Raw genomic sequence first — 26468 nt, forward strand, 5'->3', positions numbered from 1 at the left:
TGATATACCAAAAGGAGGTATTTAACAATGGCTAAAAAAGCGCCAGAAGTTGGAGAGTACCAATACGGGTTTCATGAAAAAGATGTCTCTATTTTCCGTACTCAAAAAGGTTTAACTAAAGAAGTTGTTAAACAAATTTCTGATTATAAAGAAGAACCAAAGTGGATGCTTGATTTCCGCTTAAAAGCATTGGAACAATTCTATAAAATGCCTATGCCTCAATGGGGCGGCGATCTTTCAGAACTGAACTTTGACGATATTACGTATTACGTAAAACCTTCAGAGCGTTCTGAACGTTCTTGGGATGAAGTTCCTGAAGAGATTAAGAATACGTTTGATCGCCTGGGTATTCCGGAAGCTGAGCAGAAATATCTAGCAGGTGTCTCTGCCCAATACGAATCTGAAGTTGTTTATCACAACATGGAGAAAGATCTAGAAGATCTAGGGGTCGTGTTTAAGGATACGGATACCGCCCTTAAAGAAGACGAAGAGCTCTTCAAAGAATACTTCGCAAAAGTAATTCCAGCTTCAGATAATAAGTTCTCAGCGCTAAACTCTGCTGTATGGTCTGGCGGTTCATTTATTTATGTACCAAAAGATACAAAAGTGGAAACACCGTTGCAGGCTTATTTCCGAATTAATTCTGAAAATATGGGACAGTTTGAGCGTACGCTTATAATTGTAGATGAAGGCGCATCTGTTCACTATGTAGAAGGTTGTACAGCGCCAACGTATTCTTCAAGCTCACTACACAGTGCAGTTGTTGAAATCTTCGTTAAGAAGAATGCCTACTGTCGTTATACAACGATCCAAAACTGGGCCAATAACGTTTATAACCTTGTTACGAAGCGTGCTGTAGCTGATGAAAATGCAACAATGGAATGGGTTGATGGTAACTTAGGTTCTAAACTTACCATGAAATATCCAGCTGTTATCCTTAAGGGTGAAGGAGCACGAGGAATGACGCTTTCCATCGCTCTTGCTGGTAAGGGACAGCACCAGGACGCAGGAGCTAAAATGCACCACTTAGCACCTAACACGTCTTCTACGATCGTTTCTAAATCCATCTCAAAACATGGTGGTAAAGTTACGTATCGTGGAATTGTGCAATTTGGTCGTAAAGCAGAAGGAGCACGTTCGAACATCGAATGTGATACACTCATTATGGATAACAAGTCTACCTCCGATACCATTCCTTATAATGAAATTATGAACGAGAATATTTCATTAGAACACGAAGCCAAAGTATCAAAAGTGTCTGAAGAGCAGTTATTCTACCTGATGAGTAGAGGTCTTTCTGAGGAAGAAGCTACAGAAATGATCGTTATGGGCTTTATTGAACCATTTACGAAAGAGCTTCCAATGGAATATGCTGTAGAAATGAACCGTCTGATTAAATTCGAGATGGAAGGTTCTATTGGTTAAGAAACAAAAAGGTGAAACGTACAGGCGCATGCCGCCTGTACGTTTTTTTATTTATGAAAAAGGCAAGATGAATTTCGCATAGTAAACATGATACTATAATATTATCTTATATATAGTTAGAAGGCTGAATATGTTAATTGTATTATCTTTATTAATTGGTTTTATTACTGCATTTATTGGCAGCATAGCTGGACTAGGAGGCGGGGTTATTCTCGTTCCAGTTCTATTATTTTTAGGTGATCAGCTTGATTCATTCCAATGGGTTTCACCTCAAACGATTGTGGGAATTTCACTAGTCGTAATGATTTTTACTGGTCTTTCTTCTGCTCTTTCATACTTAAAGCATAAACGAGTCGATTTAAAAGTAGGTTTTATCTTAATGGCGGGAAGTATTCCGGGAGGTATATTCGGTTCATGGCTTAATCAGTTTTTTCAAACGGATGGTTTTGCATTATTGTTCGGAATCGTCATGATTGCCGTATCGCTAGTTTTTTTCCTGCCAAGAGATAGTTCAAAAGAAAATCCTTTTCATAGAGGCATTTCTCGAGAAAAAGAAATAAATGGACAAACTTTCTTTTATCGTGTACCCATTATGGTGAGTGTGCTTTTTGCATTCGGCGTTGGAGTTCTATCGGGCCTGCTTGGGATCGGCGGTGGCTCATTAATCGTTCCAGCTTTGATTTTACTATTTAAGATTCCACCGCACATTGCAACGGCTACTTCTATGTTTATGATCTTTTTTGCAAGTATTACTAGCTCAGCTACTCATGTCTACTTAGGACATGTAGAATGGGCCCATACCTTATTATTCATTCCAGGTGCTTATTTAGGGGGCACAGTCGGAGCGATCGTTAATCGTCAACTAAACAGTCAAACCGTAGAATGGTTCTTAAGAATATTGCTTATATTAATTGGAATACGACTAATTTGGCAAGGCATCGGATAAGGAGAATGAAAATGAAGGAAAAGATTTTTCTTTATTATACGAGCGACCTACATAGTCACTTTGAGAATTGGCCTCAAATTGTAGGTTATTTCAACCAGAGAATAAAAAAACATAAACAAAAAGAAGAAACGTACTGGCTTCTTGATAACGGGGACCATGCAGATCGTTTTCATCCTATAACAGAAGGTCTTATGGGAAAAGGTAATGTGGAGCTTCTCAATGAGGCAGGTTACAGTTTTGCGACGCTAGGTAATAATGAAGGAATTACGCTTTCCTATAATGACCTTTATCACCTTTATGATGATGCAGAGTTTCAAGTATTGTGTGCTAATTTACGTTCAATCGAAGGTCGCCAGCCCAAATGGCTGTGTCCTTATACGATTAAAACCACACCATTTGGGACAAAGGTGGCGGTGATTGGGGTAACGGCTCCTTTTGAAACCTTCTACCGACTGTTGGGGTGGGAGATTCAGCCTCCGTTTGAAACATTAAGTCGCTATTACGATGAAATAAGAGAGCAAGCCGATATCTTTATACTGCTCTCTCACTTAGGGATTCATGATGATGAAGAGATGGCTAGAAAGTATCCTGAAATTGATGTCATAATTGGCGGGCATACTCATCATTTGTTTCAAAACGGAGAACTGTACGGAGAGACTATTTTAACGGCAGTAGGTAAACATGGAACTCATCTTGGTGAAGTCTTTTTAGAGTGGGACCATGAATCAAATCGCTTATCCAAGAGAGAAGCTTATGCAGTTTCAACAGAAAATCTAATGAAAGATCAGGAGGTCACTGAAGATGTGGAGACTATGAGAACTAGAGCTCTGCAGCATTTACAAACCAGTGTGACTACTCTAGAAAAATCTCTGCCAGTCGCCTGGTTTAAGGAAACGCTTCTTATGAGGCGTCTGACAGAAGAACTGCAAGCTTGGACACAATCCGATGTTGGAATGCTTAATGCCGGCGTGTTACTTGATCATTTAAATCAAGGGAAGATTACGTATGAAGATATCCATCGCATCTGTCCACATCCAATGAACCCTTGTAAAGTAGAAGTAACAGGGGATGAATTGCTTGAAATCATTCGGGTAGGTCATACTAAAAAGCTTACCGAGATCCGCTTAAAAGGGCTGGGATTTCGGGGTGAAGTCATAGGGAAAATGGTTTTTACAGGCGTTGATATTCAAACCGTTATGAGTAAAGATGGTGAAGAAAGAGTCCGAAAAGTAAAGATAAATGGAGCTCCGATAGAGCGCAGCCAAGTGTATACATTAGGTACAGCGGATACGTTTACTTTCGGTCGCCTTTTCCCTGAAATTGCTTATGCCAAAAGTAAAAAATATTTTATGCCGGAGCTTTTGAGAGATGTCCTGGCGAAAGCTATTCAAAAAATCTAGTGCACCAACTGCAGTCGGATTTTTATATTGATATCATGAAGAATACTAGCTGCCCTTTGGCAGCTTTTTTTATTAGGTTAACTATATTGAAGATATGAACTGTCCAGGTGTAACTCCTGTACAAAGTTTAAGATAGAGATTGTGATAGTTTTTAAAAAAAGATTTTAAGTGATCATCCGATTGTTAGCGTTAATTCAGTGGTTGATTTTTTAAGGGAACTGCAGGCTGTCTCATAACTTCATTAAGTTAGTTTTAAACCTCTTTAATTGATCATATAGATAGGTCAGGAGGGGTTGTTTAATGGGGAAAATCAGGGCGAATCCACCCTCATTTGGTAAACGAATATTATGGACGATCATCTTCTTTATTTTATTTACAGGCATATGTTTAGTAGTTATTGACCGGGGGATTACACCTACTCTAGAGGAAATTGCAGAAACGAAAGCACAGCAGCTGGCAAGAGATGCGATCAACGAAGCAGTGAGTAAGCAGATATCAGAGGAATTACAATTTGATGATTTAATTAGAATGGAAAAGGACAACGACGGAAATATTGTGTACATGGGCTGGAATTCAGTAGTAGTTAACAGAACGTTACGAAACACTACATTGCGAGTACAGAATTTTTTGAAAAGAATGGAGTTGAATGAACTTCCCCTTGAAGATACTTCATTAGAAGCCGACATCTTTCCAAATGAAGAGACTACCGAAGAATTAGGAGAAGAACCGGCTACTCTTATTGAAATTCCAGTTGGTTTAGCTACAAATAATTCAATTCTCTCCAACCTTGGACCGAAAATACCAGTACAGCTAAGGGTAATTGGTGATGTCCAGTCTGAGTTTAAGAATGAAATAACGGAATATGGTATAAATTCTGCTCACTTTCAATTGTCCATTAATTTTACAGTTAGTTTGCGAGTTGTTATCCCTTTCTCTACTGAAACTACAACAGTGGTTAATGATATTCCAATTGATTCAAGTACGATCATGGGAGAAGTTCCACAGTTTTTTAATGAAACTGGAGATACAGGAAAATCACCAACATTTTCCTATCCTATGGACCCCTTGCAATAACAATGACCACCTGTTAAAATGTGAAGGAATTAAATATGCGTGACCTTATCAGATCGGTGAGGTAGAGGCGCAGGTTTCATTAGTATTCAGTGGGAGCGGGACAGCTAAGATCACATGAAGAAAGGGGAGACCTGCCGAAGTTTATTTGAGTCGTCAGCTCTTATAAGCTGGTATATGTCTAAATAAGAGATATACTGTCATGCAAGCTTTTTAGGTGCATGGTGCGCTACTGATCGAAATGGAGGATAATCAAATTGCTATAAGGCAATGGTAGGTTATTTTCTATCATTGCTTTTTTGTATGCCGGAAAAAAACATCCTTTTTCGGCATAAAGCTCTCCAGAATCCCTCATTTGCCCCAGTAGACTTCCATACCGCCTATTCTTATCAAAAGATTTACGGAAGGGGAACCACACATGGAAGGAACAATTTATTCTTTAATTCCTGCCGTTTTAATGCTGATTCTTGTAATTGCCACGAGGAAGGTCATACTTTCACTTGGAATCGGTATTATTGTAGGCGCATTTATGCTTACGCAATTTAATATTCTTGAAGGAATTCAACTAATCTGGACGAATTTTTATTCCATATTCGTCAGTGACGGCGCCTTAAATACAGGGAATTTATATTTATTATCATTCTTAGTTTTGCTGGGTATTACAACTGCATTCTTAACAGCCTCAGGAGGAAGCCAGGCTTTTGGACGCTGGGCAGTACAAAGAATAAAAACCCGCAAAGGGGCAAAGCTGGTCCCTGCGCTACTCGGAATTATTATTTTTATTGATGATTATTTTAACGCGTTAGCTGTAGGCCAGGTTGCGAGACCTGTGACAGACCGTCATCGTATTTCCCGAGCGAACCTGGCTTATTATATCGACTCCACATCCGCACCAATTACAGTCATCTCACCTATTTCCAGTTGGGGTGCTTACATTATCGGAACAATCGGGAGCATTTTAGCAGCTAACGAGATAACACAATATCAGCCGCTTGAAGCCTTTGTCCGAATGATTCCGGCTAACTTCTATGTTTTTGCAGCCTTACTTCTTGTATTCTTAACGATCTTCTTAAAGCTTGATGTTTTTTCGATGAAAAAGCATGAGCAGAAAGCGATCAAAACAGGTGTGCTAAAAGATGAAGAAAAAGGAGATATTCCTGGAGACTTAAATGATGAATTTAAGGATCACAGCCAAGGGAAGATATCTTATTTGATCTGGCCGATCATTGCTTTGATAGCCGGAACGGTTGGTACAATGATTGTTACGGGTATTCAAAACACAGAAGGGGCTGTAACAGCTCTGAGTATTTTTGAGAATACGGATGTTAATATTTCTTTATTTACCGGTGGTATGATCGCCGTATTGCTGGCTGCCATAATGTATATGATTCAGCCTGGAGAAAAATCTGGAATGGGTCATGTGCTGATTGAAGGTGTAAAAGCCATGCTGCCTGCCATTTATATTCTTATTTTTGCTTGGATGATTGGGGATGTAATCAGTCAGATGCAGACAGGGGAATATTTAGCAGGTTTAGTAAATCAGTCTAATATTAGTACAGGATTTCTGCCATTGTTATTATTTATAGTTTCCGGTTTTATGGCGCTGGCAACAGGTACTTCATGGGGAACTTTCGGTATTATGCTCCCAATCGCCGGGGAGATTGCAGCAGTTTCCGATGTTACAATGATTCTTCCGGCATTATCTGCTGTGCTGGCGGGTTCTGTATTTGGAGATCATTGTTCACCAATTTCGGATACGACCATTCTTTCGTCAACAGGAGCCGGCTCAGACCATATTGACCACGTAGTAACACAGATTCCTTACGCGTTTATAGCTGCTACCGGTGCAATTATTGGTTACGTACTGCTTGCCGTTACAGGCGGTATAGTTATCCCACTGGTTGTCACATTGGTAGCAGTAGTGGTAATAGGTATATTGATTCATATAAAAAATCGATCCCACTATATTCCGGAATAGAACAAAGGACAAAGAAGTGCATCAAATGTACTTCTTTGTCCTTTTTTTAGTAATATTTGGATAATAATTAATTTTATAATATTACTTTGACATCGAACTAGCGTATCGGTATAATAAGCTTGAATAATCAGAAAAAAATAAAAATTGGAAACATTCTCTTCTGTACATGCTCATAATATAAAAGGAAGAGAAATGTATCTAAGGGAGGTCTTACACATGGAAAATCGTGCACAATGGGGGACGAGAGCCGGGTTTATCCTAGCAGCTGTCGGGTCTGCAATCGGTCTGGGTAATATATGGCGTTTCCCTTCAGTAGCCTACGAAAATGGTGGAGGGGCATTCTTCATACCGTATTTATTCGCTCTTTTAACCGCAGGTATCCCGCTACTGGTTATGGAATTTACAATCGGTCATAAGTACCGTGGATCAGCACCGCTATCATTTTTCCGTATGAATAAAAAAACAGAATGGCTTGGATGGTGGGCCGTACTCGTTTCATTTGTAATTTCAACGTATTACGCCGTCATTATTGCCTGGGCAATTTCGTACAGTATTTTTGCCTTCAACCTCTCTTGGGGACAAGACACGGAAAGCTTCTTGTTTAGTGATTATTTGAATTTATCCGTAGATCCTGGTCAAGCAGGAAGCTTAGTCCCTGGTGTCTTAATCCCGCTTATTGCTGTTTGGGTAATCACCTTAGGAGTTCTATTCAAAGGTGTCAAGAAGGGGATCGAGGCGGCAAACAAGATATTCATTCCGACGCTGGTTGTATTGTTCTTGATCATTGTGATCCGAGCAATCACGCTGCCTGGTGCTGCAGAAGGTCTGCAAACCTTTTTTGCGCCGAATTTTGAAACCATTACCTCAGGTAGTGTATGGGTCGCAGCTTATGGACAGATTTTCTTTAGTCTTTCCATTGCATTTGCGATTATGATTACTTATTCCAGTTACCTGCCAAAGAAATCAGATATCACAAATAACGCTTTTATTACTGGTTTTAGTAACTCTAGTTTTGAGTTGTTAGCTGGTATCGGTGTATTCGGGGCATTAGGTTTTATGGCATCCCAAATTAACGTCCCTGTGGAAGAAGTCGTTAGTGGAGGAGTAGGTCTTGCCTTTGTCGTTTTCCCGCAAATTATTAATGAATTCCCTGCTTTAAATGGACTATTCGGCTTCTTGTTCTTTGCATCTTTAGTTTTGGCAGGATTGTCTTCCTTGATCTCTATTTCCGAGACCTACGTGGCGGCACTGAGTGAGAAGTTTGGATTGTCGAGAACGGCCGCTGTGGGATTAGGCGGCGGAGTTGCTGCAGTTATTTCTCTTACATTTGCAACTCAAGGCGGTCTATATTTCTTGGATGCTGCCGATTACTTTATTAACCAGTTCGGCGTAGCCTTTGTCGGGTTAGTTGAAGTTATCGTTATTGCATGGTTTGTACGTAATCTTAATGATTTCCAAACCCATGCGAATGGCATTTCTGATTTGCACCTGGGCGGATGGTGGAAGATTTGTCTTGGAGTTATTACACCAATCGTGCTTGGATATATGATGTTCGACCTTTTCAAAACGAACCTGCTTGGACAGTTTGAAACTGAGACCGGAAACTACGAAGGGTATGGAGATACCTTCATCTTATTTGGTGGCTGGGCTGTCGCAGCATTTGCAATAGTAGTTGGTTTCCTAATGACTATGAAGCGTTGGGACTCCAAAGCTCTTGAAGAAACACACAAGGAGGTAGAATGATATGACAGCAAGTGCAATTTTTATGATGATCATCGGGATAGTCGTAATTTGGGGAGGACTTGCTGCGAGTATCATGAACGCAGTCAAGAAATCAAAACAATCATAAATACGAAATAAGCGTCGCACACGTGCGACGCTTATTTATTTCTAACCATACGCTCCCATCTTTTCAGATAAGGATAGGGATCAAACGACCATTCATTTTTTCCATTATCCTGGTACATCCCATAATGTAGATGTGGGGGAAACTTACCTGAAGTTCCGGGAGGTCCATACCCTGTAGAACCAACTGAGCCAATAACGTCCCCTGGCTGCACCACATCTCCTACTTTTTTGCTTTCTTCAAAACCGCTTAAATGGGCATAGTAGTGATAAATATTGTAAATATCCCGTATACCTACTCTCCACCCGCCAAACTCGTTCCAGCCCTTCATCTCAATAACACCGTAAGTAGTAGAATGCACAGGTACACCGTAATCAGCAAAAATATCTGTGCCTTCATGTATTCTTCTACCGCCAAACCCTCTAGCATCTCCCCAGGTATTATGGTACGTATAGTTGGATGTAATAGGAACTGGAAAATCGCGATCTGTTAATGATACCGTTTGAAATTTTTCAAAAACTTTTGCGGTGTTCATAATGGTTTGCACCGTTAAATCTCGTTTGTAATAGTTCCATAAGGCAATACGAATATCTTGCTCTGTCGTGCCGTAAGATTGAAGATATTTTCCAAGGCTCCATAAAATATCTTCATCATTTGTCATATCGACTTTATTATTACCATCTCCGTTATCTCCCCAGCCTTTTGGGAAAAAGGAAGGCTCAGTGTCAATTCCGTTCCAAAATAGAGGATCGGGACGAAACGCTGTTACCCTGCCCTCTGGAATCTCATCATGAATTTGCCTTTCATACTGATCGATGGCAGCATAATAAGTCCATGGAATTCCGCTAACTGTAGCTGTCTTTTTATATAAAGACATTCTTTCTATATCTTCTTCTTCAGTTGCTGCGAAAGCGGTAAGGGAAGGTATAGAACAAATTAATAATAAACTAAAAGTGATACGTAAAGCTGTCTTCATTTTTATGAACACCTCCCTATTATTTACTGTTTAGTTTTCTTTTACATTTTCACTGTTTGTTTCTCCTTGAGGAGACTTTTTCATTCTTTCTACCATACGCTCGATAACTTCACTATATTGGTCATCATATACGGTGGAGTTACTTAGACTTTGTATATCTCCGAATGCGGTGGGGTTATCTGAAACATAAACATGATAGAAGCTAGGTACTAGAGAGTAAGCTGTCTTTTTAATCATGTCCGCTGCTTCGTTGCGATCTTTACCTTCAGGAGCCGTGTAGGCCACAAGAATTTCATCGTCGGCAACTAGTGTGGCTACATCATCAAAATCCTCATATCTAAGAATCATACGAGTGATCATATCTGCCATTTGTTCACGGTTCACTTTGATTTTATGGTTTTTTTCTGCTTCTTGATCTAATTGGTCTTTTTGGAAGCGAACATAACCAACCTGGCCATCAGCTGATGGTTCATTGTAGTTATCCATGGCATTTCCTTCAATAGAGTGATCCTTATCTTGTTCTTTTTTCATTCCTTCCTCTTCATCCGTGTTACATCCAGAAATGATCGTAAAAGGAATGGCCATTATTAATATCATTTGATATAGCTTCATTAATCTCATCCTTTGTTCGTTCTTTGCTTTTAGCTTGGACGTAAATTTAATTATGATACAATTTTTTCGGTTCTATTTCCTTGAACAAATGGAAATATGGTACACTAAGGACAAGTTAGAGGTGATGGTAATGATCGAATTATTTGGGAAGAATTACGAATTAATGGAAGATTATAGAGAAGGTTTTAAAGAGGAAGATGTTGAAGCTCGTTTTAGTGATATTCTAAGTAAGTATGACTTTATTGTCGGGGACTGGGGCTACGGACAACTTCGTTTAAAAGGGTTTTATGATGACCAAAACTCAAAAGCTTCCTTTGATACAAAAATAAGCACATTAGATGATTATCTATACGAGTATTGCAATTTTGGCTGCGCCTATTTTGTATTAAAGCGAGTGGACTAATAAACCGACGTGCAGCCTATACGCACGTCGGTTTATTTTTAGTGATCCTCTTCGGAAGGCTTGATATCTTCGTGTTTTTCGTCATGAGTGGGATGAGCACCTGGCATTCGTCTTTGTAAGTCCTGATGCAGAGCTTTATACTCATAGTTAAATGCACTGTAGTATCGTTGCTCGTCTGTCCAAGGAGCACTTTTATCATTTGAAACAGGTGTGTTTTTATTGCGTGGAGATCCATAAGGACCTTCGGGAAGTTGTTCTGGTACTAAATAGTTGCGTTGAGCTTCTACGTTCGCAAAGTCGGAATAATTTTTTTTATCTTTTTTACTCATAACAATAGACCTTCCTTCTTAGATCAAGGCAGTAAACTAATTTTGTGATAAAGTTTACTTTAGTTTGACCATAGAAAAAAGTTTTATGCGTTAGTATAAGAATTCATCAAGACAGTCCCTTAGTTGATCGGCCTGCATTTCGTTAATATGAAATACGTGCTCAAGATGTCCTTTTTTATGAAGAGTTTCATGATTCAACAAGAAGTTGTGATTGCCTAATAAGTCGATAACTAATGTATCTCCTTTAAAATAGTCAGCTTTAAGAAAAGCAAATTCGAAACGCCTTCCACTAGTTGAAAAATTAATAAAACGGGTGGGTGCTTTTTCTTCTTGATCTTTTATTACTTTAATGTCACTCATCTAAATAACTCCTTTATTATTTTTATTCGTGATAATTCCAGTTACAATTTATCATAGCAGAAAGATGATTTATTAGTAAAATTTGCTATTGTTTAGGAGGAACATATTATGTATTTTGTCAATCGCCAGCAATTAGAAAATATATTACAATACATGGAGCGGCTTCTAGAGGAGCAGTCAAAACATGAGTATCGCTCTTTTTCGGAGTTTTTATTGTTAGAGAGACTTACCCATTTAACTGTAGAAGCTATAATTGATGTAGGGAATCAAATGATCGATGGATTTATTATGAGAGACCCAGGCAGTTATGAAGATATTATTGATATATTAACCGATGAGAAAGTGCTGCCACTTGAACAAATGGATGATTATAAAGAAGTTATTCGTCTGCGCAAAATGGTGGTTCAGAATTATACGGATATTAAACATGAGGCCATACTCTCAGTATGGAAACGGCAAATTGGAACATTAACTCAATTCCCGAATCGTGTGCGAAAATATTTAGACCAAGAGCTTGGGCCTGTATCTGCTTTTGCAAATGATGGAGTGGATGAAAAAGACAATGATGAATTATAAAGCTTACCTAATCGATCTAGATGGAACGATGTATAGAGGAACTGAACCTATTCCTGGAGCAGCAGATTTCGTGAAACGTTTAAACGAATGGTCAATTCCATTTATGTTCATTACAAATAACTCATCGTCAAAGCCTGAAGATGTCGCAGCAAAATTAAGAAACATGGGTATAAAAGCTAAAGATGAACAAATCTTTACTTCAAGTATGGCTACTGCTAGCTATATTCATACCATTAATCCCGATTCAAAAGTATACGTTATTGGTGAAAAAGGTCTTTATGACGCGTTAGCTAAGCATCATATTGAGGTCGTAAAAGAATCAGCTGATTATGTTGTCATTGGGATTGATCGTTCAATTAATTACGAGAAGCTTGCCGAGGCTTGTTTACTGGTCAGAAATGGAGCCAAACTGATTAGCACGAATAAAGATATAGCTATTCCAACGGAGAGGGGGCTGCTTCCAGGTAACGGGGCATTAACCTCAGTAGTTTCTGTAAGCACAGGCGTAGATCCTCTCTTTATAGGCAAGCCTGAAGCTATTATCATGGAGCAAGCAATTGAAAAATTGGGCCTCCCTAAAGAAGAGATTTTGATGGTAGGGGATAACTATCAAACAGATATATTAGCGGGAATTCGTTCCAGAGTGGATACGCTAATGGTAGAAACTGGGGTAAGTTCAATGGAAAGTATTAAGCATTTGAGTGAGCAGCCAACATATTGTGTTGGAAATTTATCAGAATGGAACCCTAAGGCTCCGTAATTAGCGTCTTAGGGTTTATTTTTATAGGCTGGATTACAAGATGCTGTTGATATCTTCAGAACAAGGGAACACTGTTCGATTACTTTCATGTGGAGAAAAGGGGCGGGAAAAAGAATCGATTTCGCAAGGCATGACGGAAAGCCTCCTGGCCTACGACTTGCTTCCCCGTTTTCCCAACCTTATTCGCCTTACAAGTAACAGAACCCTTCTTTTTCACAAAAACCTCATAGTAAATAGGGGCCGAAAAATACAGTAATAAATAATAAATGAACACCGATAAAATAACTAAGTTTGACGGATACGGACCAGTCAATACTTTTCTTATTTACAGCTAAAATGATGTAAGCAAGTAAGGCAAACAGTAAGATGTAAATAAACGGACTTGCTAAGAAACTTAAGTATTCCGGTGCACGAGCCATTAAATCAGGAGTGAACACTCTGTCTTTAAAGAAGAAAGCGGCAAGCAAATAAATACTTGCACCCGAAAAAAACACCCAGCCTCGGTCTTGATCGAGAGCTGAACTCCGTCCGAACATAATAAACAGCATAAACACCATTGGCCAAATGAACCAAACAAGTGCAACAATTAGCGTTAAAAAGCTATAGGAGAGCATTCCTAACGTTTTACCTAATGCATCCATGAAGTAATGACCAGAAACTTCGCTTGCTTTGCCAATGATGGTTTCATCAGTAGAAGCAAAAAGGAGTTGGTTTTCATCGCCCTTTATATCTAGCCAGGCAATGGCATTGTCATTTACCCACTGAGGATAAGCAGAAGACTCAGGCGTATTACTTAACCTTGTTACGTTAACAGGTGACGTTTCTATTAACTCGGCTTCATAAATATTAAATTGACGCCCAGACTTGTACTGGGTGTCAGTCTCCCCATAACCTTTGAATAACATTTTCATCGTATTGTTTGAAAAATTGAGCCTTATATCCGAAATTTCCGATAAATTTTTAGAACCATGAGGATCATTAAAATCCAACTCGTTAAATTCGGGATTTTCATTTAGAGGCTGATTCGAATAATAGTAATAATTTGTTGGTGAACCAGACATGTTTCGTTTTTGATATGTAGTAAGAAGAAGCGCATAGTTACCATCTTGAATAGTAAATTGAAGATCATTTACAACTTCAGAATTTTTTGCTGTAAATTCACTAGAACCGATTTTATCAATTTCATTTGAACTAATATCGTAAAAGGTAAGTTCCGTGTTGCCATTTCCATTATATTCTGTAAGGAGGTAAGTATTTTCCTGAGTCTCAAATGTGTGAAGTTTCATTTGTTCGTTTTCAAGGGTGAGGAGATGGGCTGATTCTGAAGTGGCGGGATCGTAAAGGTTAACATCTAAATTTTCTTGAAAAATGATAGAATCTTCTAAAGGAATGAATTGATTGATGTCTGCTATCTTATCATTCGTTTTCCCGTTATACATTGCATAATAATCAGAATAAATGAGATGTTCCCTATCAATATAGAACTTTGTCCATTTATTATAAGGGATTGAGAACGAGGACTCTTTTTCCCTCGTCAGATTTTCGTTATACGATATTTTATGTACCCCATGGTTTGTCAGGTAAGCAGCATCTATGCCACTTTCTGTTTCTTTCACTACAGGGTCATTGGTAGAAGGAGTTAGTCCCAGTTCCAGCTCTCTGCTCCATTCTTCACTAGGGGGTTCGGTAACCTTTTGATAATTTTCATAATATAGAAGAGTGATTCCTAAAAAAATAATCAATGAAGGCCAAATCCAGACATATTTTCTTTTCAGCGATTTCATTATTTTCCTTTCCTTTCCACAAATATCATTTATTTACCATGCCATTATATACGAGGGAACAGGAAAGAAGTTTCAAATAAATAAAAAACCACGCAAATTTGCGTGGCTGATTAGTACTCTTCTCCAACAGCACTATGAGCTAGCCTGCTTGAGGCAGCAGCGGCAATAGCGCCTACAATATCATCTAAAAAAGTATGACATTCTCCAGAGGATTTATCATTTAACTTTTTAAGAATTCCTGGTTTTTGTTTATCGATATATCCATAATTCGTAAAACCTATCGATCCATAAACATTTACGATAGAGAAAGCGATGACTTCATCTACGCCGTATAGGCCTTCATCCGCTTCAATGGTCGATTGAAGTGGTTCCTCAAGGCTGTTTTTTTCAGCCAATATATCAAGCTGAATACCTGTAATTACAGCATTCTGAACTTCTCTTTTTTTAAGAACTTGATGAACATTATAACGGCAGTCCTCCATTGTTAAGTTAGGATGATATTTGGACTGCAAGAAATGAACAAGCTCTGCCATATCATCAATTGTTACGCCTCTTTCAACAAGCCAATCTCTGGCCTTCTTTTCAAGTGTGCTGATTTTTCGATTTTCGTCTGTCACTCTGATGACCTCCCTGTACATTGGTTCTCTCTATTTTAAAAAATAAAAACGATACCTGTATTATACCAGAGTTGCATTATAGTTATCTAAAATTGTGTCTGCGCTTGCATTTCCTTTATAATGAAAGGAAGAGGTGATGGCAATGACGAAACCATATATCTTTATTACAAGAAAAATTAGCGAAGAGCTGATCGCTCCACTACGAGAACATTTTGACGTTCAGATGTGGGAAAGTGAAACTACACCTGTGAGTAAAAAGGTGCTTGAAGAAGAAGCTTTAAAGGCTGATGGCTTATTAACTATGTTAACAGACCAAGTAGATGAAGAACTGCTTCAACGTGCTTCTCAACTAAAAATTGTCGCTAACATGGCAGTAGGGTATGACAATATTGATGTGAAGTCGGCAAATAAACAGAACATTATCGTTACAAACACGCCTGACGTGTTAACAGATACAACGGCTGACCTGGCTTTTAGTTTATTACTTACGACAGCACGCCGAATGATAGAAGCCGCTGAGTATGTGAAAAAGGGAGAGTGGGAGAACTGGTCGCCATTTCTTTTAGCCGGCACAGATGTTCATCACAAGAAGCTAGGCATTGTAGGGATGGGCAGGATTGGTGAGGCTGTAGCTAAGCGTGCCAAAGGTTTTGATATGGAGGTCGCTTATCACAACCGGTCAAGAAAAAAAGATATAGAGAAGAAACTCTCTGTTCATTATGAAGAGTGGGAAGAATTGATTGAAACCTCTGACTATGTGATGTGTCTTGTACCTTTAACAAGTGAGACTAAGCATTTATTTAATACACAGGTGTTTCAAAAGATGAAAAATAGTGCGATTTTTATTAATGCATCTAGAGGAGCGACGATGAACGAAGAGCATTTGTATCATGCGCTAGCAGCCGGAGAAATTAAAGGAGCAGGGTTAGATGTGTTTGAGCAAGAACCTATTTCCTCATCCCATCCACTCCTTTCTTTACGTCAGGTTGTTTGTTTACCTCATATTGGTTCGGCAAGTGTGGAAACGAGGGAAGCCATGCTCCAGCTTAGCTTAAGAAACTTGAAAAATGTGCTGCTTGGGGAAGAACCTATAACTCCAGTCTCTTCATAAAAAAAACCGTACACATTACATGTGTACGGTTTTGGAGTTGTCCTTATTTAGAAAACTTGCTCTACTTCGTAAACTCCAGGAACTTCTTGAGCAAGGGCACGTTCGATACCTGCTTTAAGTGTGATTGTAGAACTAGGGCAGTTACCACATGCTCCCATAAGGCGCAGGCGTACAATACCATCTTCTACATCTACAAGCTCCACGTCCCCGCCGTCACGAAGTAAAAATGGGCGAAGTTTATTAAGTACTTCTTGAACTTGAGCTTCCATGTTCAATCTTCCCCTTTCGTTAATTCTATTATAAAACGGATTCACTAAAAAATCTATTCATGTCTCATTAGAAAAATAAATTGAGAACCATTTTCATTTTATCTTTTTTATGAAGTTTTGTAAAATTGAAGTGCAAATACATCGGTCGACAGGAGGAAACAACAGTGAGTGGTGATGTACGGATTATTGTATACGGGGCAAACGAGCGTTGTGCAAGTTGTGTTAATGCTCCAGGCTCTAAAGAAACTTATGAATGGCTACAAGCAGCTATTGGAAGGAAATATCATACAGATCATCTTTTCTATCGTTATGTAGATCTATATGAAGACGAACATACGGCTGACGATCAAAAATATATTGAAAAGATCAAAGATGATGAATTGTTTTACCCATTAGTCGTTATAAATGATGAGGTAGCTGGGGAAGGAAATCCAAAATTGAAGGAAGTTTATGCTGTATTGGAAAAAAACGGGGTAGAACCTTTGTGAGAATGGTCTAAGAACATACTCAATTACAAAAACTTATGATATTATGGAAATGGACTGGGGGTTCATCCAGGTTAAAGAGGTGATACGGATGAATCCAATTATTGAGTTTTGTGTTAATAATCTAGTTAGTGGTTCTGATGAAGCCATGGAGGTGCTCGAGAAGGATCCTGACTTAGATGTTGTAGAATATGGTTGTCTTAGCCATTGTGGCATATGTTCACAAGGTTTGTTTGCTTTAGTAAATGGAGAACGAGTGATGGCTGACACTGCTGAAGAGCTTGTTTCAAATATATATAAGCACCTGGAAGAAAACCCCCTGTTTTAAACGCAGGTCAGCTAAGCTTTTGCAGTGCTTACTGCAAAGGCTTTTTATTATTAAATCAATTCCATTTATTTGATTAAAATAATGACAGTTAGTATACTGACTGTAACGAATGGAAAGGAGAGTCTTAGATGATTCTTAATATTACAGATGCGGCAAATCATCAGATTCAGCAAATGTTGAAAGAAGAAGAGTCGACTGAGGTCAGCCTTCGTTTTGGAGTAAAAGGCGGAGGATGCAGTGGATTGTCTTATGCCATGGGATTTGAAGATGATATTAATGAAGAATTAGATACGATAGAAGAGCACAACGGAATTCCAGTGGTTATTCGAACGCAGGATATTCCAATCATTGAAGGAACAAAAATTGATTTCAAGCAAAATATGATGGGCGGCGGGTTTACCATCGATAATCCGAATGCCATTGTATCTTGTGGATGTGGCTCTTCATTTAAAACGGCTACAAATGAAGGAACGCCGGATCCGAACTGTTAAAACTACAAAAAGCATCTTTCCTATTAGGAAAGATGCTTTTTTTTTAGGAGAACATGCTTGTGGAGTGCTTGGGTTGAACCCTTGCGTCTGGGTCCATGTAAGCTTTTGCATTATTTACAGCCGTTGGTCCCTCTCCGAATCCGGAAGCAATTAGTTTTACTTTTCCTGGATACGTGCAAATATCGCCAGCCGCATAAATTCCCTTAATGTTGGTTTCCATTTTTGAATTAACGACAATACTGTTTTTTTCAATTTCTAATTCCCACTCTTTAATGGGACCTAAGGAAGAGATGAATCCATAATTGACAATAACTTCATCAACGTCAATCGTCTTCACGTTATCTCCTTTAACTTCGTGAAGTTCCACTTGTTTGATTCGATGATCACCAATCATTTTTTCAGGAGTATAAGGAGTTAGGATGTTGACTTTAGAGTTATTTAGTTGTTCTACACTGTGCTCATGAGCTCTAAATTTATCTCGACGGTGAACAAGGTGAACTTGTTTTGCAATCGGCTCAAGCATAAGTGCCCAGTCAACTGCTGAGTCCCCGCCTCCGCAAATGACTACGTTTTTGTCGGCAAATTTATTCATATCGTCAACGTAGTAATGAAGGTTTGTGTCCTCAAATTTCTCAGTATCAGCAATTTTTAAGCGTCTCGGTTGAAACGCTCCGTTGCCAGCCGTAACAATGATCGTCTTTGTATAATGGACTTCTTTATTTGTCGTTAGTTTAAAAGAATCGTCTTCAAGGCGTTCAATCGTCTGAACTTCCTGTTCTAAAGAGATTGTAGGATCGAAAGCTAATGCTTGCTCTTTTAAATTGTCTACTAATTCTTGTGCGCCTACTCTTGGAAACCCAGCTACATCAAAAATATATTTTTCAGGGTAGAGAGCTGACAGCTGACCACCCAAGTGAGGTAAGCTTTCAATAATTTTAACGCTTGCTTGGCGCATCCCACCATAGAATGCCGTGAATAATCCGGTGGGGCCGCCGCCAATAACAGTTATATCATAAACTTTATCGCTCATCTTCATTGTCCCCCTATATAAATTGAAATTACACTTTTTCTATTCTATCATAAAACAAGTCGTGTGAGCACAGAAGATCTAAGGAAAGCGCTTCCTAATTATTTAAATATTTAAACTTTTCGGATAAAACAGCAAGGGGTTGAAAATGTAAATAAAAACGTCTAATATTGACACTAGAAAACATTTAACGATTTTGTGACAGAAATATATACGAAACGACAGGCTTTTTTTTATGCAGCATTGTGTGAAACGAGTCACAAGTAAACAAAACATATGAGATGGAAGTGATAAGGATGAATAACCCTAATATCGTCATTCTCGGTGCCGGTTACGGTGGGATTATGACAGCAGTTAAATTGCAAAAGAGCCTTGGACCTAACGATGCAAACATCACGTTAGTTAATAAGCACAGCTATCATTATCAAACAACATGGCTTCACGAAAATGCAGCTGGTACTCTTCACCATGATCGCACTCGTATTAACATTAAAGATGTTGTTAACACAAGCCAGGTGAATTTTGTTCAAGATACGGTAACAAGCATTCTCCCTGAAGAGAAAAAAGTAGTTCTTGAGAATGGTGAGCTTTCTTATGATTATTTAGTAATCGGACTAGGTTTTGAAGCAGCTACATTTGGTATCCCTGGTCTTAAAGAGAATGCCTTCACAATTAATAGCATCAATAGTGCTCGTTTAATTCGTCAGCACATCGAGTATAACTTTGCTAAATACAATAACGAAGCTAACCCTAAAGAAGAACGTTTGAACATCGTTGTCGGCGGTGCTGGTTTTACAGGAATTGAGTTTGTAGGAGAGTTAGCAAACCGTATTCCTGAACTTTGCAAAGAGTACGATATTCCACGTGAAAAAGTACGCATCATTAATGTTGAGGCTGCTCCAACAGCTCTTCCTGGCTTTGACCCGGAACTAGTTGAATACGCCATGAATTCTCTTGAAGCTAGAGGAGTAGAATTTAAAATTGGTGCTATGATTAAAGAAGTGACTGAAAACAAACTGGTTTTCGAAAAAGATGAACAGCGTGAAGAAATTGCTACAAACACAGTTGTGTGGGCAGCAGGTGTACGCGGGAACTCTTTAGTAGAAGAATCAGGATTTGAAGCCAACCGTGGACGTATTCCTGTAGAGGCTGATTTAAGAAGTAAGCAATATTCAGATGTATTTATTGTAGGAGACTGTGCTCTAATCTTTAACGAAGAAACAGAGCGTCCTTACCCGCCAACTGCACAGATTGCCATTCAAATGGCTGAAAATACAGCAGAAAACATTGCGAAGCTGATTAAAGGTGACGATCACATCGAACCATTTAAGCCAGATCTTAAAGGGACAGTTGCTTCATTAGGCCATAACGACGCCATTGGTGTTGTATTCGACGATAAGAAATTATTTGGTTGGTCTGCTACTGCGATGAAGAAAGTCATTGATAATAGATATCTTCTTAAACTAGGCGGCCCAAGCTTACTGTTGAAAAAAGGAAAGCTGAATTTCTTTAAATAAAGGAAGATGAGAAAAGCAAAGACAGCGATTCTGTCTTTGCTTTTTTACAAGTAGGGGGATCTTCTGTTGAATATTGTACAATTTGCAGTATCTATGCTTTTATTTTTTGTGTTATTTTTTGGTATTGGTTTCTTGTTAAATATGATTTTGCGATCATCCTGGATTATGGCATTTTTCTATCCAGTCATCGTTTTGTTAATTGTTGATAATTTTAAGTTCAGCTTATATTTTACTAATCCATCGGAAGCTTTCTCTACCGTATTTAGTTTGCTAGCGAATTTAAAAGTCGTAGATATTGTTATCTTAACAAGTGGATTTTTTGGAACAATTTTAGCTGGCTTAGTCATTAAATGGCTTAGAAAAAATGGCTATCAAATGTTTTAATCTTATCCAATCTACTGCCTCAAAGTGCCATCACAGCCAGAATAAAAAGCTTGAATATTGGACATGATGAACACCGAGAGGTGATTCATCATGTCTTTATTATTAAAACAACTGGTACTTTTTCTGTTATTTATAGGCGCTGTTTATAGTACATGGTACAATATTTCGAACCTATCGATTAAAGACTTAAATGATTGGTTATCGAGTAAAGAAAGTGATGGAAATCAGCAAGTGACATCCCCTATTAGCCAGCAGGCTGCAGCGACATCCCCAATTGGAACATCTGATTTAAAGGATTTCTTAGATCTAGCTCAATACCCTTCTCATACAGTGGTTGCTACTGGATATACCGCTGGTTATGAGTCTACGGGGAAACATGAGGATCATCCTGCCTACGGAATTACTTATTCTGGCGTCGGTGTAACTAGAGACTTGTACTCTACGATCGCAGCTGACCCTGATGTTTTCCCAATTGGCACTATCTTATTTGTACCAGGATATGGTTATGGAGTAGTTGCGGATACTGGCTCGGCTATTAAAGGGGACAAGTTAGACTTATATTACCCTACTGTCGAGGCAGTTTATGAAAACTGGGGAAAACAAGAGGTAGAAGTGTATGTGATTGAAGAAGGAGACGGTACTTTAAAAGAAGAAGACTTACTTCATTACAACAATAATGAAACCTTGAAAGTATATAGAGAAGCTATATTAAATGAGTAAAAAATCCGGTCCGTTTTAAGAAAACGAACCGGATTTTTCTAGTTAATAAGAGTATGAAGTAAAGTAGTAAGCAATATGCCGGTAAGACCTCCAAAGAAAACTTCAATTGGCTTGTGACCTAACAACTCTTTTAACTCTTCCCGCTTTTGGAATTGCTCTTTACTTGACCATTCCCGTGCTTCATTAACAAATCGGTGAAAATCATTGAGTAAAATATTTAACATAATAGCTTGTTCACCCGTTTGACGTCTTACTCCTGTTGAATCAAACATTACAATTATAGTAAATACTGCTGCAATAGCAAATATAGACGAATTAAATCCGTGCTCTATACCAACTGCTGTAGATAATGCTGTAACAGCTGCAGAGTGACTGCTGGGCATGCCGCCAGTGCTGAAAGCTAAACCAGCATCTAGCTTTCGGGATGCGATATACTGAATGGGGATTTTAACTATTTGAGCGAATAAAATGGCGGTAATAGAGGCCCATAAAGGGAAATTTTGGAGTAAATCCATCTCTGTTTTTGACATCCTCTCTCATTATGTACTAAATAAAAATTGGTAGTATTATGATTGTAGCACACAACTAAAATAATTGTCCTCCACGTTCATAGGAAGAAATGAAATATTTTAGTATACTGAATGTGGGAGGGGATATAGATGTTTACGATCCATACATCGTTAATGGAGGAAAAAGAAACCTTAGTCGTAGGTTTATTTCATAATGATACACCGTCTGAAAACTACAAAAAACTAAATGAGCGTTTGGATGGGGCGTTAGATCACTACATAGAGAATGGCGATCTTACAGGAGAATATAAAAGAGTAGAAAAGGTGTTACCCCCAAAGGATAGTGGAGTGAAAAGGATCTATTTTTTAGGGTTAGGGAAGGCCTCTGCTTTAAATAGGGATAGGTATCGGAAAGCCTTTGGAACGTTATTTAAAAAAATTCAACAGGATAAGATTAGTGAGGTATCTATATTATTAGATAGTGTAAGTCACCCTTCTTTAAGGGAGGAGGAATGTGCCTCTCTTATTGCTGAAACCATGGGCATGGCTACTTACCAATTATCCCATTTTAAAACAACCCAGCAAAAAGAGTTACCTTTTTTAAGTCGTTTATCACTGATCACAGATACATCCTCTAATTCATTGCTTTACTCACTGGCTACTGGCTATGCATTAAGTAAAGGAGTAAACACAGCTAGGCATCTTATTCATTCACCAGCTAATTTGTTAACTTCTACAGCTATGGCAGAATTTGCCCGAGAATTAGCATTAATGCACGATTTCTCAGTGGATATTCTTGAAAAAGAAGATATTGAACGGTTAGGTATGGGGGCTCTTCTAGCTGTAAATCAAGGCTCCTCAGAACCGCCTGCCTTGATTGTTATTAAGTATCAAGGATTAGAAGAGTGGAAAAACGTGACGGCTTTTATTGGAAAAGGGATTACCTATGATACGGGTGGTTATTCCATTAAATCAAAAACGGGTATGCCTGGAATGAAAGGTGACATGGGTGGAGCAGCTGCTGTTTTAGGGGCCATGGAAACCATCGGACGAATAAAGCCGAAATGTAATATTCTCGCTGTTATTCCTTCTACAGACAACATGATTTCAGGGGAGGCTTTCAAGCCTGATGATGTAATTACCTCTATGAGCGGTAGAACGATCGAAGTGTTAAATACGGACGCTGAAGGACGCCTTGCGTTAGCTGATGGTATTACGTATGCCAAGCAGCAAAAGGTCGATCGTATCATTGATGTAGCTACACTCACAGGAGGTGTGGTTACAGCACTAGGATCATGGATGACGGGAGCGATGACCAACGATCAAATGTTATATGAAAAGGTTCGTAAAATGGCAGAGCTAATGGGCGAACCTGTCTGGCAGTTGCCCTATAATGAAGATTATCGGACTCAAGTTAAGAAAAGCGATGTAGCCGACCTTAACAATTCACCTACGAGAAAAGCGCACCCTATTATGGCAGGGGCCTTCATTGGTGAATTTGCGGAGGATACGCCATGGGTTCATTTAGATATTGCGGGCACTTCAATCGCTGAATCTGCTTACGAACTGGGGCCTAAAGGTCCTACTGGTGTGATGGTGAGGACTCTAGCTGGCTTTGCCATGGAATCATAAAAGAATGGGGCTGTCCCAAAAGCCTTTTTAAATCACCTTCTGAGGATGGTGATAGATGGAATTGCTACAATAAAAGCAGGCTGAAGAGTTACTCATAAAAAATAGCTCCTCTTTCATTTTATGATGGTTTAGTTGCTTACATTATAACGAGTGGAGCGATTTTTTTGTACATGAAAAGAGGGCTGCCCCAAAAAGTCTATTTTTTTAGACTTTTGGGACAGCCCTGTATTTTAATCTTGAATCGCAGCTTCTAAAGCAACTTCAATCATTTCGTTAAAAGTCGTTTGACGCTCTTCAGAAGAAGTTTCTTCTCCTGTAAGGATGTGGTCGCTTACCGTTAGAACGGATAGTGCTTCACGGCCATATTTGGCAGCTAAAGTGTAAAGTGCAGTGGTTTCCATCTCAACCGCCAGGACATTGTATTTAGCTAACAAATTGAAGAGGTCCATGGCATTGTCTCTGTAAAAGCTGTCGCTTGTAAAAACGTTACCTACGCGAAGCTTTAATCCTTTTTGAACACCAGCCTCATAAGCGTTTTTCAATAAATTAAAGTCAGCTGTAGGGGCAAAATCAATTCCATCAAATACCATGCGGTTCATTTGGGAGTCCGTCGTTGATGTAGAGGCAAGAATAACGTCACGAACTTTAACGTCTTTTTGGAGTGCTCCACATGTTCCAACGCGAATCAGTTTTTTAACATCGTAACTTTCCATCAATTCGTTTATATAAATGGAAATAGAAGGTACACCCATTCCTGTGCCTTGCACGGAAATACGTTCCCCTTTATAAGTACCAGTGTATCCATACATTCCGCGGACTTCATTATAGCAAGTTGCGTCTTCTAAGAAATTTTCAGCGATATATTTCGCTCGCAGCGGGTCTCCGGGTAATAAAATTTTATCAGCAATATCTCCAGGTTTTGCACCAATATGTACACTCATTGGTCAGACCTCCTTCTCGTTCTTTAACACTTTTAAAATTACCATAATCAATTAGATAAAACAAATAAAGAAGTGGAATGGCAAATAGTCAACTGGTAGAATAAACTTAATTAAATGAAAACGATGTCAGAATTACGAGTACTGAAAATAAAACGAATGATCAAAAAATGACTGCTTCTATGAGAAAGTTACCTTCACGATGGTAAGTAGTCAGCAGATTGGTTTGAAAGGATGACGACATGAATATTTCTATTTCTCAACTTCCCGGAATTGGACAAAAAATATCTCTAAAAACAGCAGAGGATAGTATGCTTGTTTTGATCGTACATCATACTGGAAAGCGGGAATTGTACTTCTTTGATGATTCAGAAAGTGAAGAAGCTGATTTCGCTATGGATTTAACCTCAGATGAAACACGAGAACTTGGGGCTCAATTATTAGGGGCAACTTATCAGCCGGTGAATGCTGATCAATTGAAAATGTTTAAAAATCAAATTGTGATTGATTGGATTGAATTAAAACCGAATTCACCGATTGTTTATAAAACAATTGAAGAATCTGAAGTGCGTAACTTAACAGGTGTCACTATTATTGGAATAGTAAAAGGCGACGAGACGATTGCTATTCCAGAAGCTGATACTAAATTACAGCCTGGTGACGTTATTATGTCCATAGGGAAACAAGATCAGATTGACAGCATGACAGCCTTATGCAATGGAGGGGAATGATCGAACTTGCATACAGATTTTCCAGAGTTACTAGGTGCGGGGCTCATTTTGCTATTTATTTTTTATCTAGGGTTTTTGAGCCTGAAAATAAAAATACCGAATGTTATTCTTTATATTTTGTTAGGTATAATACTTGCAGATGCATTAGCTGATAATGAAATTTTGCACTTTGCCAGCGAAGTAGGCATTGTACTGTTATTCTTTTTGCTCGGTTTAGAATTTAACGTAAAACGGCTTGGAGGAATTGCGAAGAAAGTTTGGCCTTCAGGTTTATTGGACGTTTTTTTAAGCTTAGGTGTCACGACAGTAATCGCTTTGTTATTTAATTTAGATTTGTTTTCCAGCTTTCTTGTCGGAGGGATTGCTTATGCGACGAGTTCTTCGATAACGGCTAAGCTTTTGGATGATCGAGGGCGCATGGCGAATACGGAAACTGAATTTATTCTTGCTATTTTAATATTTGAAGATCTCGTCGCTCCTATTGTTGTAGCTATCCTTTTTGGCATAAGTTCTGGAGAAAGTTTCACTAGCATTACTTTTTTTGCTTTAGTCGGTAAAATCTTCGGGCTGACTTTACTAGCCATTATTTTAGGTAAAACTGTATTTAAGAAATTTGAGCGATTCCTTGACCGCATTTCTGATGAGGATTTCAAAATTTCACTGCTTATAGGCATTGCATTAGCTTATGGAGGTCTTGCTCTTTTCCTCGGACTCTCAGAAGTATTAGGTGCTTTTTTAGCTGGGATGATGCTTGCTGAAATAGGAAAAATTGAAAAAGTCGAACAAACGGTGTTCCCTGTGAGAGACTTAATGCTCCCTACTTTTTTTGTTTATTTTGGGACAACTATAGAACTGGGCGATGGCGTTCCTATGGCTATGTTGTTAGTTTCAGTTATTATTTGGTCGATTCTAGCGAAGTTAATCTTAGGAGTAGTCGGAGGTCCGCTTTACGGCTTATCTAAGCGTTCTTCATTACGCGCAGGTTTATCCTTATGTGCTAGAGGGGAATTCTCAGTGGTCATAGCAAGTGTAGCTACAGGAACCTTGAAAGCCTTTAGTGGACTTTATATTCTCATTGCAGCTTTTATTGGAATGGTATTGTTTGAGAAAGCCCCCAAAATAACAACGAAAATTTATGGGAAGCCTGTGAAGAAAAAAAAGAGTCTCCGGGTACCTGGAGATTAACAAGAAAAATACCCCTAAAAAAAGAAGAGAAGGGTTGGGGAGACTTTGCCGTCATGCC

Annotated in this window: 30 protein-coding genes and 1 riboswitch; of the genes, 20 read left to right on the forward strand and 10 right to left on the reverse strand. The window is 38.8% G+C overall.

Going from position 1 to position 26468, the window contains the following annotated elements:
• Positions 1 to 27: 27 nt before the first annotated feature.
• From sufB to IEV27_RS17380, 7 genes are all read left to right on the forward strand, one after another.
• Entirely contained in the window at positions 28 to 1425 is a 1398-nt protein-coding gene (gene sufB, locus IEV27_RS17350; RefSeq protein ID WP_188378757.1) for a Fe-S cluster assembly protein SufB, read from the forward strand.
• Between the two features lie 130 nt (positions 1426 to 1555).
• Entirely contained in the window at positions 1556 to 2371 is an 816-nt protein-coding gene (locus tag IEV27_RS17355; protein WP_188378758.1) for a sulfite exporter TauE/SafE family protein, read from the forward strand.
• An 11-nt stretch (positions 2372 to 2382) separates the two neighbouring features.
• Positions 2383 to 3771: a bifunctional metallophosphatase/5'-nucleotidase gene (locus IEV27_RS17360; RefSeq protein WP_188378759.1), complete on the forward strand. Its 1389-nt coding sequence runs from the start codon at positions 2383 to 2385 to the stop codon at positions 3769 to 3771.
• Positions 3772 to 4071: 300 nt separating this feature from the next.
• Positions 4072 to 4845 (forward strand): sporulation protein YunB, encoded by a 774-nt coding sequence (gene yunB, locus IEV27_RS17365; protein ID WP_188378760.1) that lies wholly within the window; start codon positions 4072 to 4074, stop codon positions 4843 to 4845.
• A gap of 54 nt (positions 4846 to 4899) precedes the next feature.
• Positions 4900 to 5082, forward strand: a riboswitch (Lysine riboswitch).
• Positions 5083 to 5260: 178 nt separating this feature from the next.
• Entirely contained in the window at positions 5261 to 6820 is a 1560-nt protein-coding gene (locus IEV27_RS17370; protein WP_188378761.1) for a Na+/H+ antiporter NhaC family protein, read from the forward strand.
• A 216-nt stretch (positions 6821 to 7036) separates the two neighbouring features.
• A complete protein-coding gene (locus IEV27_RS17375; protein WP_188378762.1) occupies positions 7037 to 8563 on the forward strand; it encodes a sodium-dependent transporter in 1527 nt (508 codons plus the stop codon).
• Position 8564: 1 nt separating this feature from the next.
• Positions 8565 to 8669 carry a methionine/alanine import family NSS transporter small subunit gene (locus IEV27_RS17380; protein ID WP_188378763.1) on the forward strand — a complete coding sequence of 35 codons (105 nt, stop codon included), beginning with the start codon at positions 8565 to 8567 and terminating at the stop codon, positions 8667 to 8669.
• A 31-nt stretch (positions 8670 to 8700) separates the two neighbouring features.
• On the opposite strand, the gene IEV27_RS17385 is transcribed toward IEV27_RS17380, so the two are convergent.
• The gene (locus IEV27_RS17385) at positions 8701 to 9642 is read right to left on the reverse strand and encodes a M23 family metallopeptidase (RefSeq protein WP_188378764.1); all 942 of its coding nucleotides are present in this window, start codon (positions 9640 to 9642) and stop codon (positions 8701 to 8703) included.
• Between the two features lie 30 nt (positions 9643 to 9672).
• Positions 9673 to 10254 (reverse strand): YhcN/YlaJ family sporulation lipoprotein, encoded by a 582-nt coding sequence (locus IEV27_RS17390; protein ID WP_188378765.1) that lies wholly within the window; start codon positions 10252 to 10254, stop codon positions 9673 to 9675.
• 130 nt (positions 10255 to 10384) lie between these two features.
• Between IEV27_RS17390 and IEV27_RS17395 the strand changes: the two genes are divergently transcribed.
• Entirely contained in the window at positions 10385 to 10657 is a 273-nt protein-coding gene (locus tag IEV27_RS17395) for a YutD family protein (RefSeq protein ID WP_188378766.1), read from the forward strand.
• Between the two features lie 38 nt (positions 10658 to 10695).
• On the opposite strand, the gene IEV27_RS17400 is transcribed toward IEV27_RS17395, so the two are convergent.
• Together IEV27_RS17400 and IEV27_RS17405 are read right to left on the reverse strand one after the other, a co-directional pair.
• On the reverse strand, positions 10696 to 10986 hold the full coding sequence (locus IEV27_RS17400; RefSeq protein ID WP_188378767.1) for a cytosolic protein: 291 nt from the start codon (positions 10984 to 10986) through the stop codon (positions 10696 to 10698).
• A gap of 90 nt (positions 10987 to 11076) precedes the next feature.
• Positions 11077 to 11346, reverse strand: a complete 270-nt coding sequence (locus tag IEV27_RS17405; RefSeq protein ID WP_188378768.1) for an SAV0927 family protein — start codon at positions 11344 to 11346, stop codon at positions 11077 to 11079.
• 108 nt (positions 11347 to 11454) lie between these two features.
• On the opposite strand from IEV27_RS17405, the gene IEV27_RS17410 reads away from it, so the two are divergent.
• Together IEV27_RS17410 and nucF are read left to right on the forward strand one after the other, a co-directional pair.
• Positions 11455 to 11922, forward strand: coding sequence for a DUF86 domain-containing protein (locus tag IEV27_RS17410; protein WP_188378769.1), 468 nt, complete (start codon positions 11455 to 11457; stop codon positions 11920 to 11922).
• Positions 11912 to 12682, forward strand: coding sequence for a 5' nucleotidase NucF (gene nucF, locus IEV27_RS17415; RefSeq protein ID WP_281063597.1), 771 nt, complete (start codon positions 11912 to 11914; stop codon positions 12680 to 12682). The genes IEV27_RS17410 and nucF overlap by 11 nt, the downstream gene beginning before the upstream one ends.
• Positions 12683 to 12906: 224 nt before the next feature.
• On the opposite strand, the gene IEV27_RS17420 is transcribed toward nucF, so the two are convergent.
• Together IEV27_RS17420 and IEV27_RS17425 are read right to left on the reverse strand one after the other, a co-directional pair.
• Complete coding sequence (locus IEV27_RS17420; protein WP_188378771.1) at positions 12907 to 14466, reverse strand: hypothetical protein; 1560 nt, start codon at positions 14464 to 14466, stop codon at positions 12907 to 12909.
• A gap of 110 nt (positions 14467 to 14576) precedes the next feature.
• Positions 14577 to 15083, reverse strand: a complete 507-nt coding sequence (locus IEV27_RS17425; RefSeq protein WP_229735405.1) for a phosphatidylglycerophosphatase A family protein — start codon at positions 15081 to 15083, stop codon at positions 14577 to 14579.
• A gap of 142 nt (positions 15084 to 15225) precedes the next feature.
• Between IEV27_RS17425 and IEV27_RS17430 the strand changes: the two genes are divergently transcribed.
• Positions 15226 to 16194, forward strand: a complete 969-nt coding sequence (locus IEV27_RS17430) for a 2-hydroxyacid dehydrogenase (protein ID WP_188378773.1) — start codon at positions 15226 to 15228, stop codon at positions 16192 to 16194.
• A gap of 47 nt (positions 16195 to 16241) precedes the next feature.
• Here IEV27_RS17430 and IEV27_RS17435 read toward each other — a convergent pair whose 3' ends face one another.
• Complete coding sequence (locus tag IEV27_RS17435) at positions 16242 to 16463, reverse strand: NifU family protein (RefSeq protein ID WP_188378774.1); 222 nt, start codon at positions 16461 to 16463, stop codon at positions 16242 to 16244.
• Between the two features lie 164 nt (positions 16464 to 16627).
• On the opposite strand from IEV27_RS17435, the gene IEV27_RS17440 reads away from it, so the two are divergent.
• The 3 genes from IEV27_RS17440 to IEV27_RS17450 all read left to right on the forward strand — a co-directional run bounded on the left by IEV27_RS17440 (position 16628) and on the right by IEV27_RS17450 (position 17767).
• Positions 16628 to 16951: a YuzD family protein gene (locus tag IEV27_RS17440; protein WP_188378775.1), complete on the forward strand. Its 324-nt coding sequence runs from the start codon at positions 16628 to 16630 to the stop codon at positions 16949 to 16951.
• Positions 16952 to 17039: 88 nt separating this feature from the next.
• Positions 17040 to 17276, forward strand: a complete 237-nt coding sequence (locus IEV27_RS17445; RefSeq protein WP_188378776.1) for a YuzB family protein — start codon at positions 17040 to 17042, stop codon at positions 17274 to 17276.
• A 128-nt stretch (positions 17277 to 17404) separates the two neighbouring features.
• Positions 17405 to 17767: a HesB/IscA family protein gene (locus tag IEV27_RS17450; protein WP_188378777.1), complete on the forward strand. Its 363-nt coding sequence runs from the start codon at positions 17405 to 17407 to the stop codon at positions 17765 to 17767.
• 43 nt (positions 17768 to 17810) lie between these two features.
• On the opposite strand, the gene IEV27_RS17455 is transcribed toward IEV27_RS17450, so the two are convergent.
• Positions 17811 to 18803 (reverse strand): NAD(P)/FAD-dependent oxidoreductase, encoded by a 993-nt coding sequence (locus IEV27_RS17455; protein WP_188378778.1) that lies wholly within the window; start codon positions 18801 to 18803, stop codon positions 17811 to 17813.
• A 287-nt stretch (positions 18804 to 19090) separates the two neighbouring features.
• Here IEV27_RS17455 and IEV27_RS17460 point away from each other — a divergent pair, with 287 nt between their 5' ends.
• The 3 genes from IEV27_RS17460 (at position 19091) to IEV27_RS17470 (ending at position 21415) form a co-directional block, all read left to right on the forward strand.
• Positions 19091 to 20311: an NAD(P)/FAD-dependent oxidoreductase gene (locus IEV27_RS17460; protein WP_188378779.1), complete on the forward strand. Its 1221-nt coding sequence runs from the start codon at positions 19091 to 19093 to the stop codon at positions 20309 to 20311.
• A gap of 66 nt (positions 20312 to 20377) precedes the next feature.
• Entirely contained in the window at positions 20378 to 20695 is a 318-nt protein-coding gene (locus IEV27_RS17465) for a YuiB family protein (RefSeq protein ID WP_188378780.1), read from the forward strand.
• 90 nt (positions 20696 to 20785) lie between these two features.
• Complete coding sequence (locus tag IEV27_RS17470) at positions 20786 to 21415, forward strand: 3D domain-containing protein (protein WP_188378781.1); 630 nt, start codon at positions 20786 to 20788, stop codon at positions 21413 to 21415.
• Between the two features lie 38 nt (positions 21416 to 21453).
• On the opposite strand, the gene IEV27_RS17475 is transcribed toward IEV27_RS17470, so the two are convergent.
• A complete protein-coding gene (locus tag IEV27_RS17475) occupies positions 21454 to 21930 on the reverse strand; it encodes a divergent PAP2 family protein (protein WP_188378782.1) in 477 nt (158 codons plus the stop codon).
• Between the two features lie 144 nt (positions 21931 to 22074).
• On the opposite strand from IEV27_RS17475, the gene IEV27_RS17480 reads away from it, so the two are divergent.
• A complete protein-coding gene (locus IEV27_RS17480; RefSeq protein ID WP_188378783.1) occupies positions 22075 to 23556 on the forward strand; it encodes a leucyl aminopeptidase in 1482 nt (493 codons plus the stop codon).
• 230 nt (positions 23557 to 23786) lie between these two features.
• Here IEV27_RS17480 and deoD read toward each other — a convergent pair whose 3' ends face one another.
• The gene (deoD, locus tag IEV27_RS17485; RefSeq protein WP_188378784.1) at positions 23787 to 24497 is read right to left on the reverse strand and encodes a purine-nucleoside phosphorylase; all 711 of its coding nucleotides are present in this window, start codon (positions 24495 to 24497) and stop codon (positions 23787 to 23789) included.
• Positions 24498 to 24736: 239 nt separating this feature from the next.
• On the opposite strand from deoD, the gene IEV27_RS17490 reads away from it, so the two are divergent.
• Entirely contained in the window at positions 24737 to 25225 is a 489-nt protein-coding gene (locus IEV27_RS17490) for a cation:proton antiporter regulatory subunit (RefSeq protein WP_188378785.1), read from the forward strand.
• 6 nt (positions 25226 to 25231) lie between these two features.
• Entirely contained in the window at positions 25232 to 26410 is a 1179-nt protein-coding gene (locus IEV27_RS17495; RefSeq protein WP_188378786.1) for a cation:proton antiporter, read from the forward strand.
• Positions 26411 to 26468 lie beyond the last annotated feature (58 nt).

The sequence above is a fragment of the Halobacillus andaensis genome (genome assembly GCF_014636475.1).
Taxonomy (GTDB): domain Bacteria; phylum Bacillota; class Bacilli; order Bacillales; family Halobacillaceae; genus Halobacillus_A; species Halobacillus_A andaensis.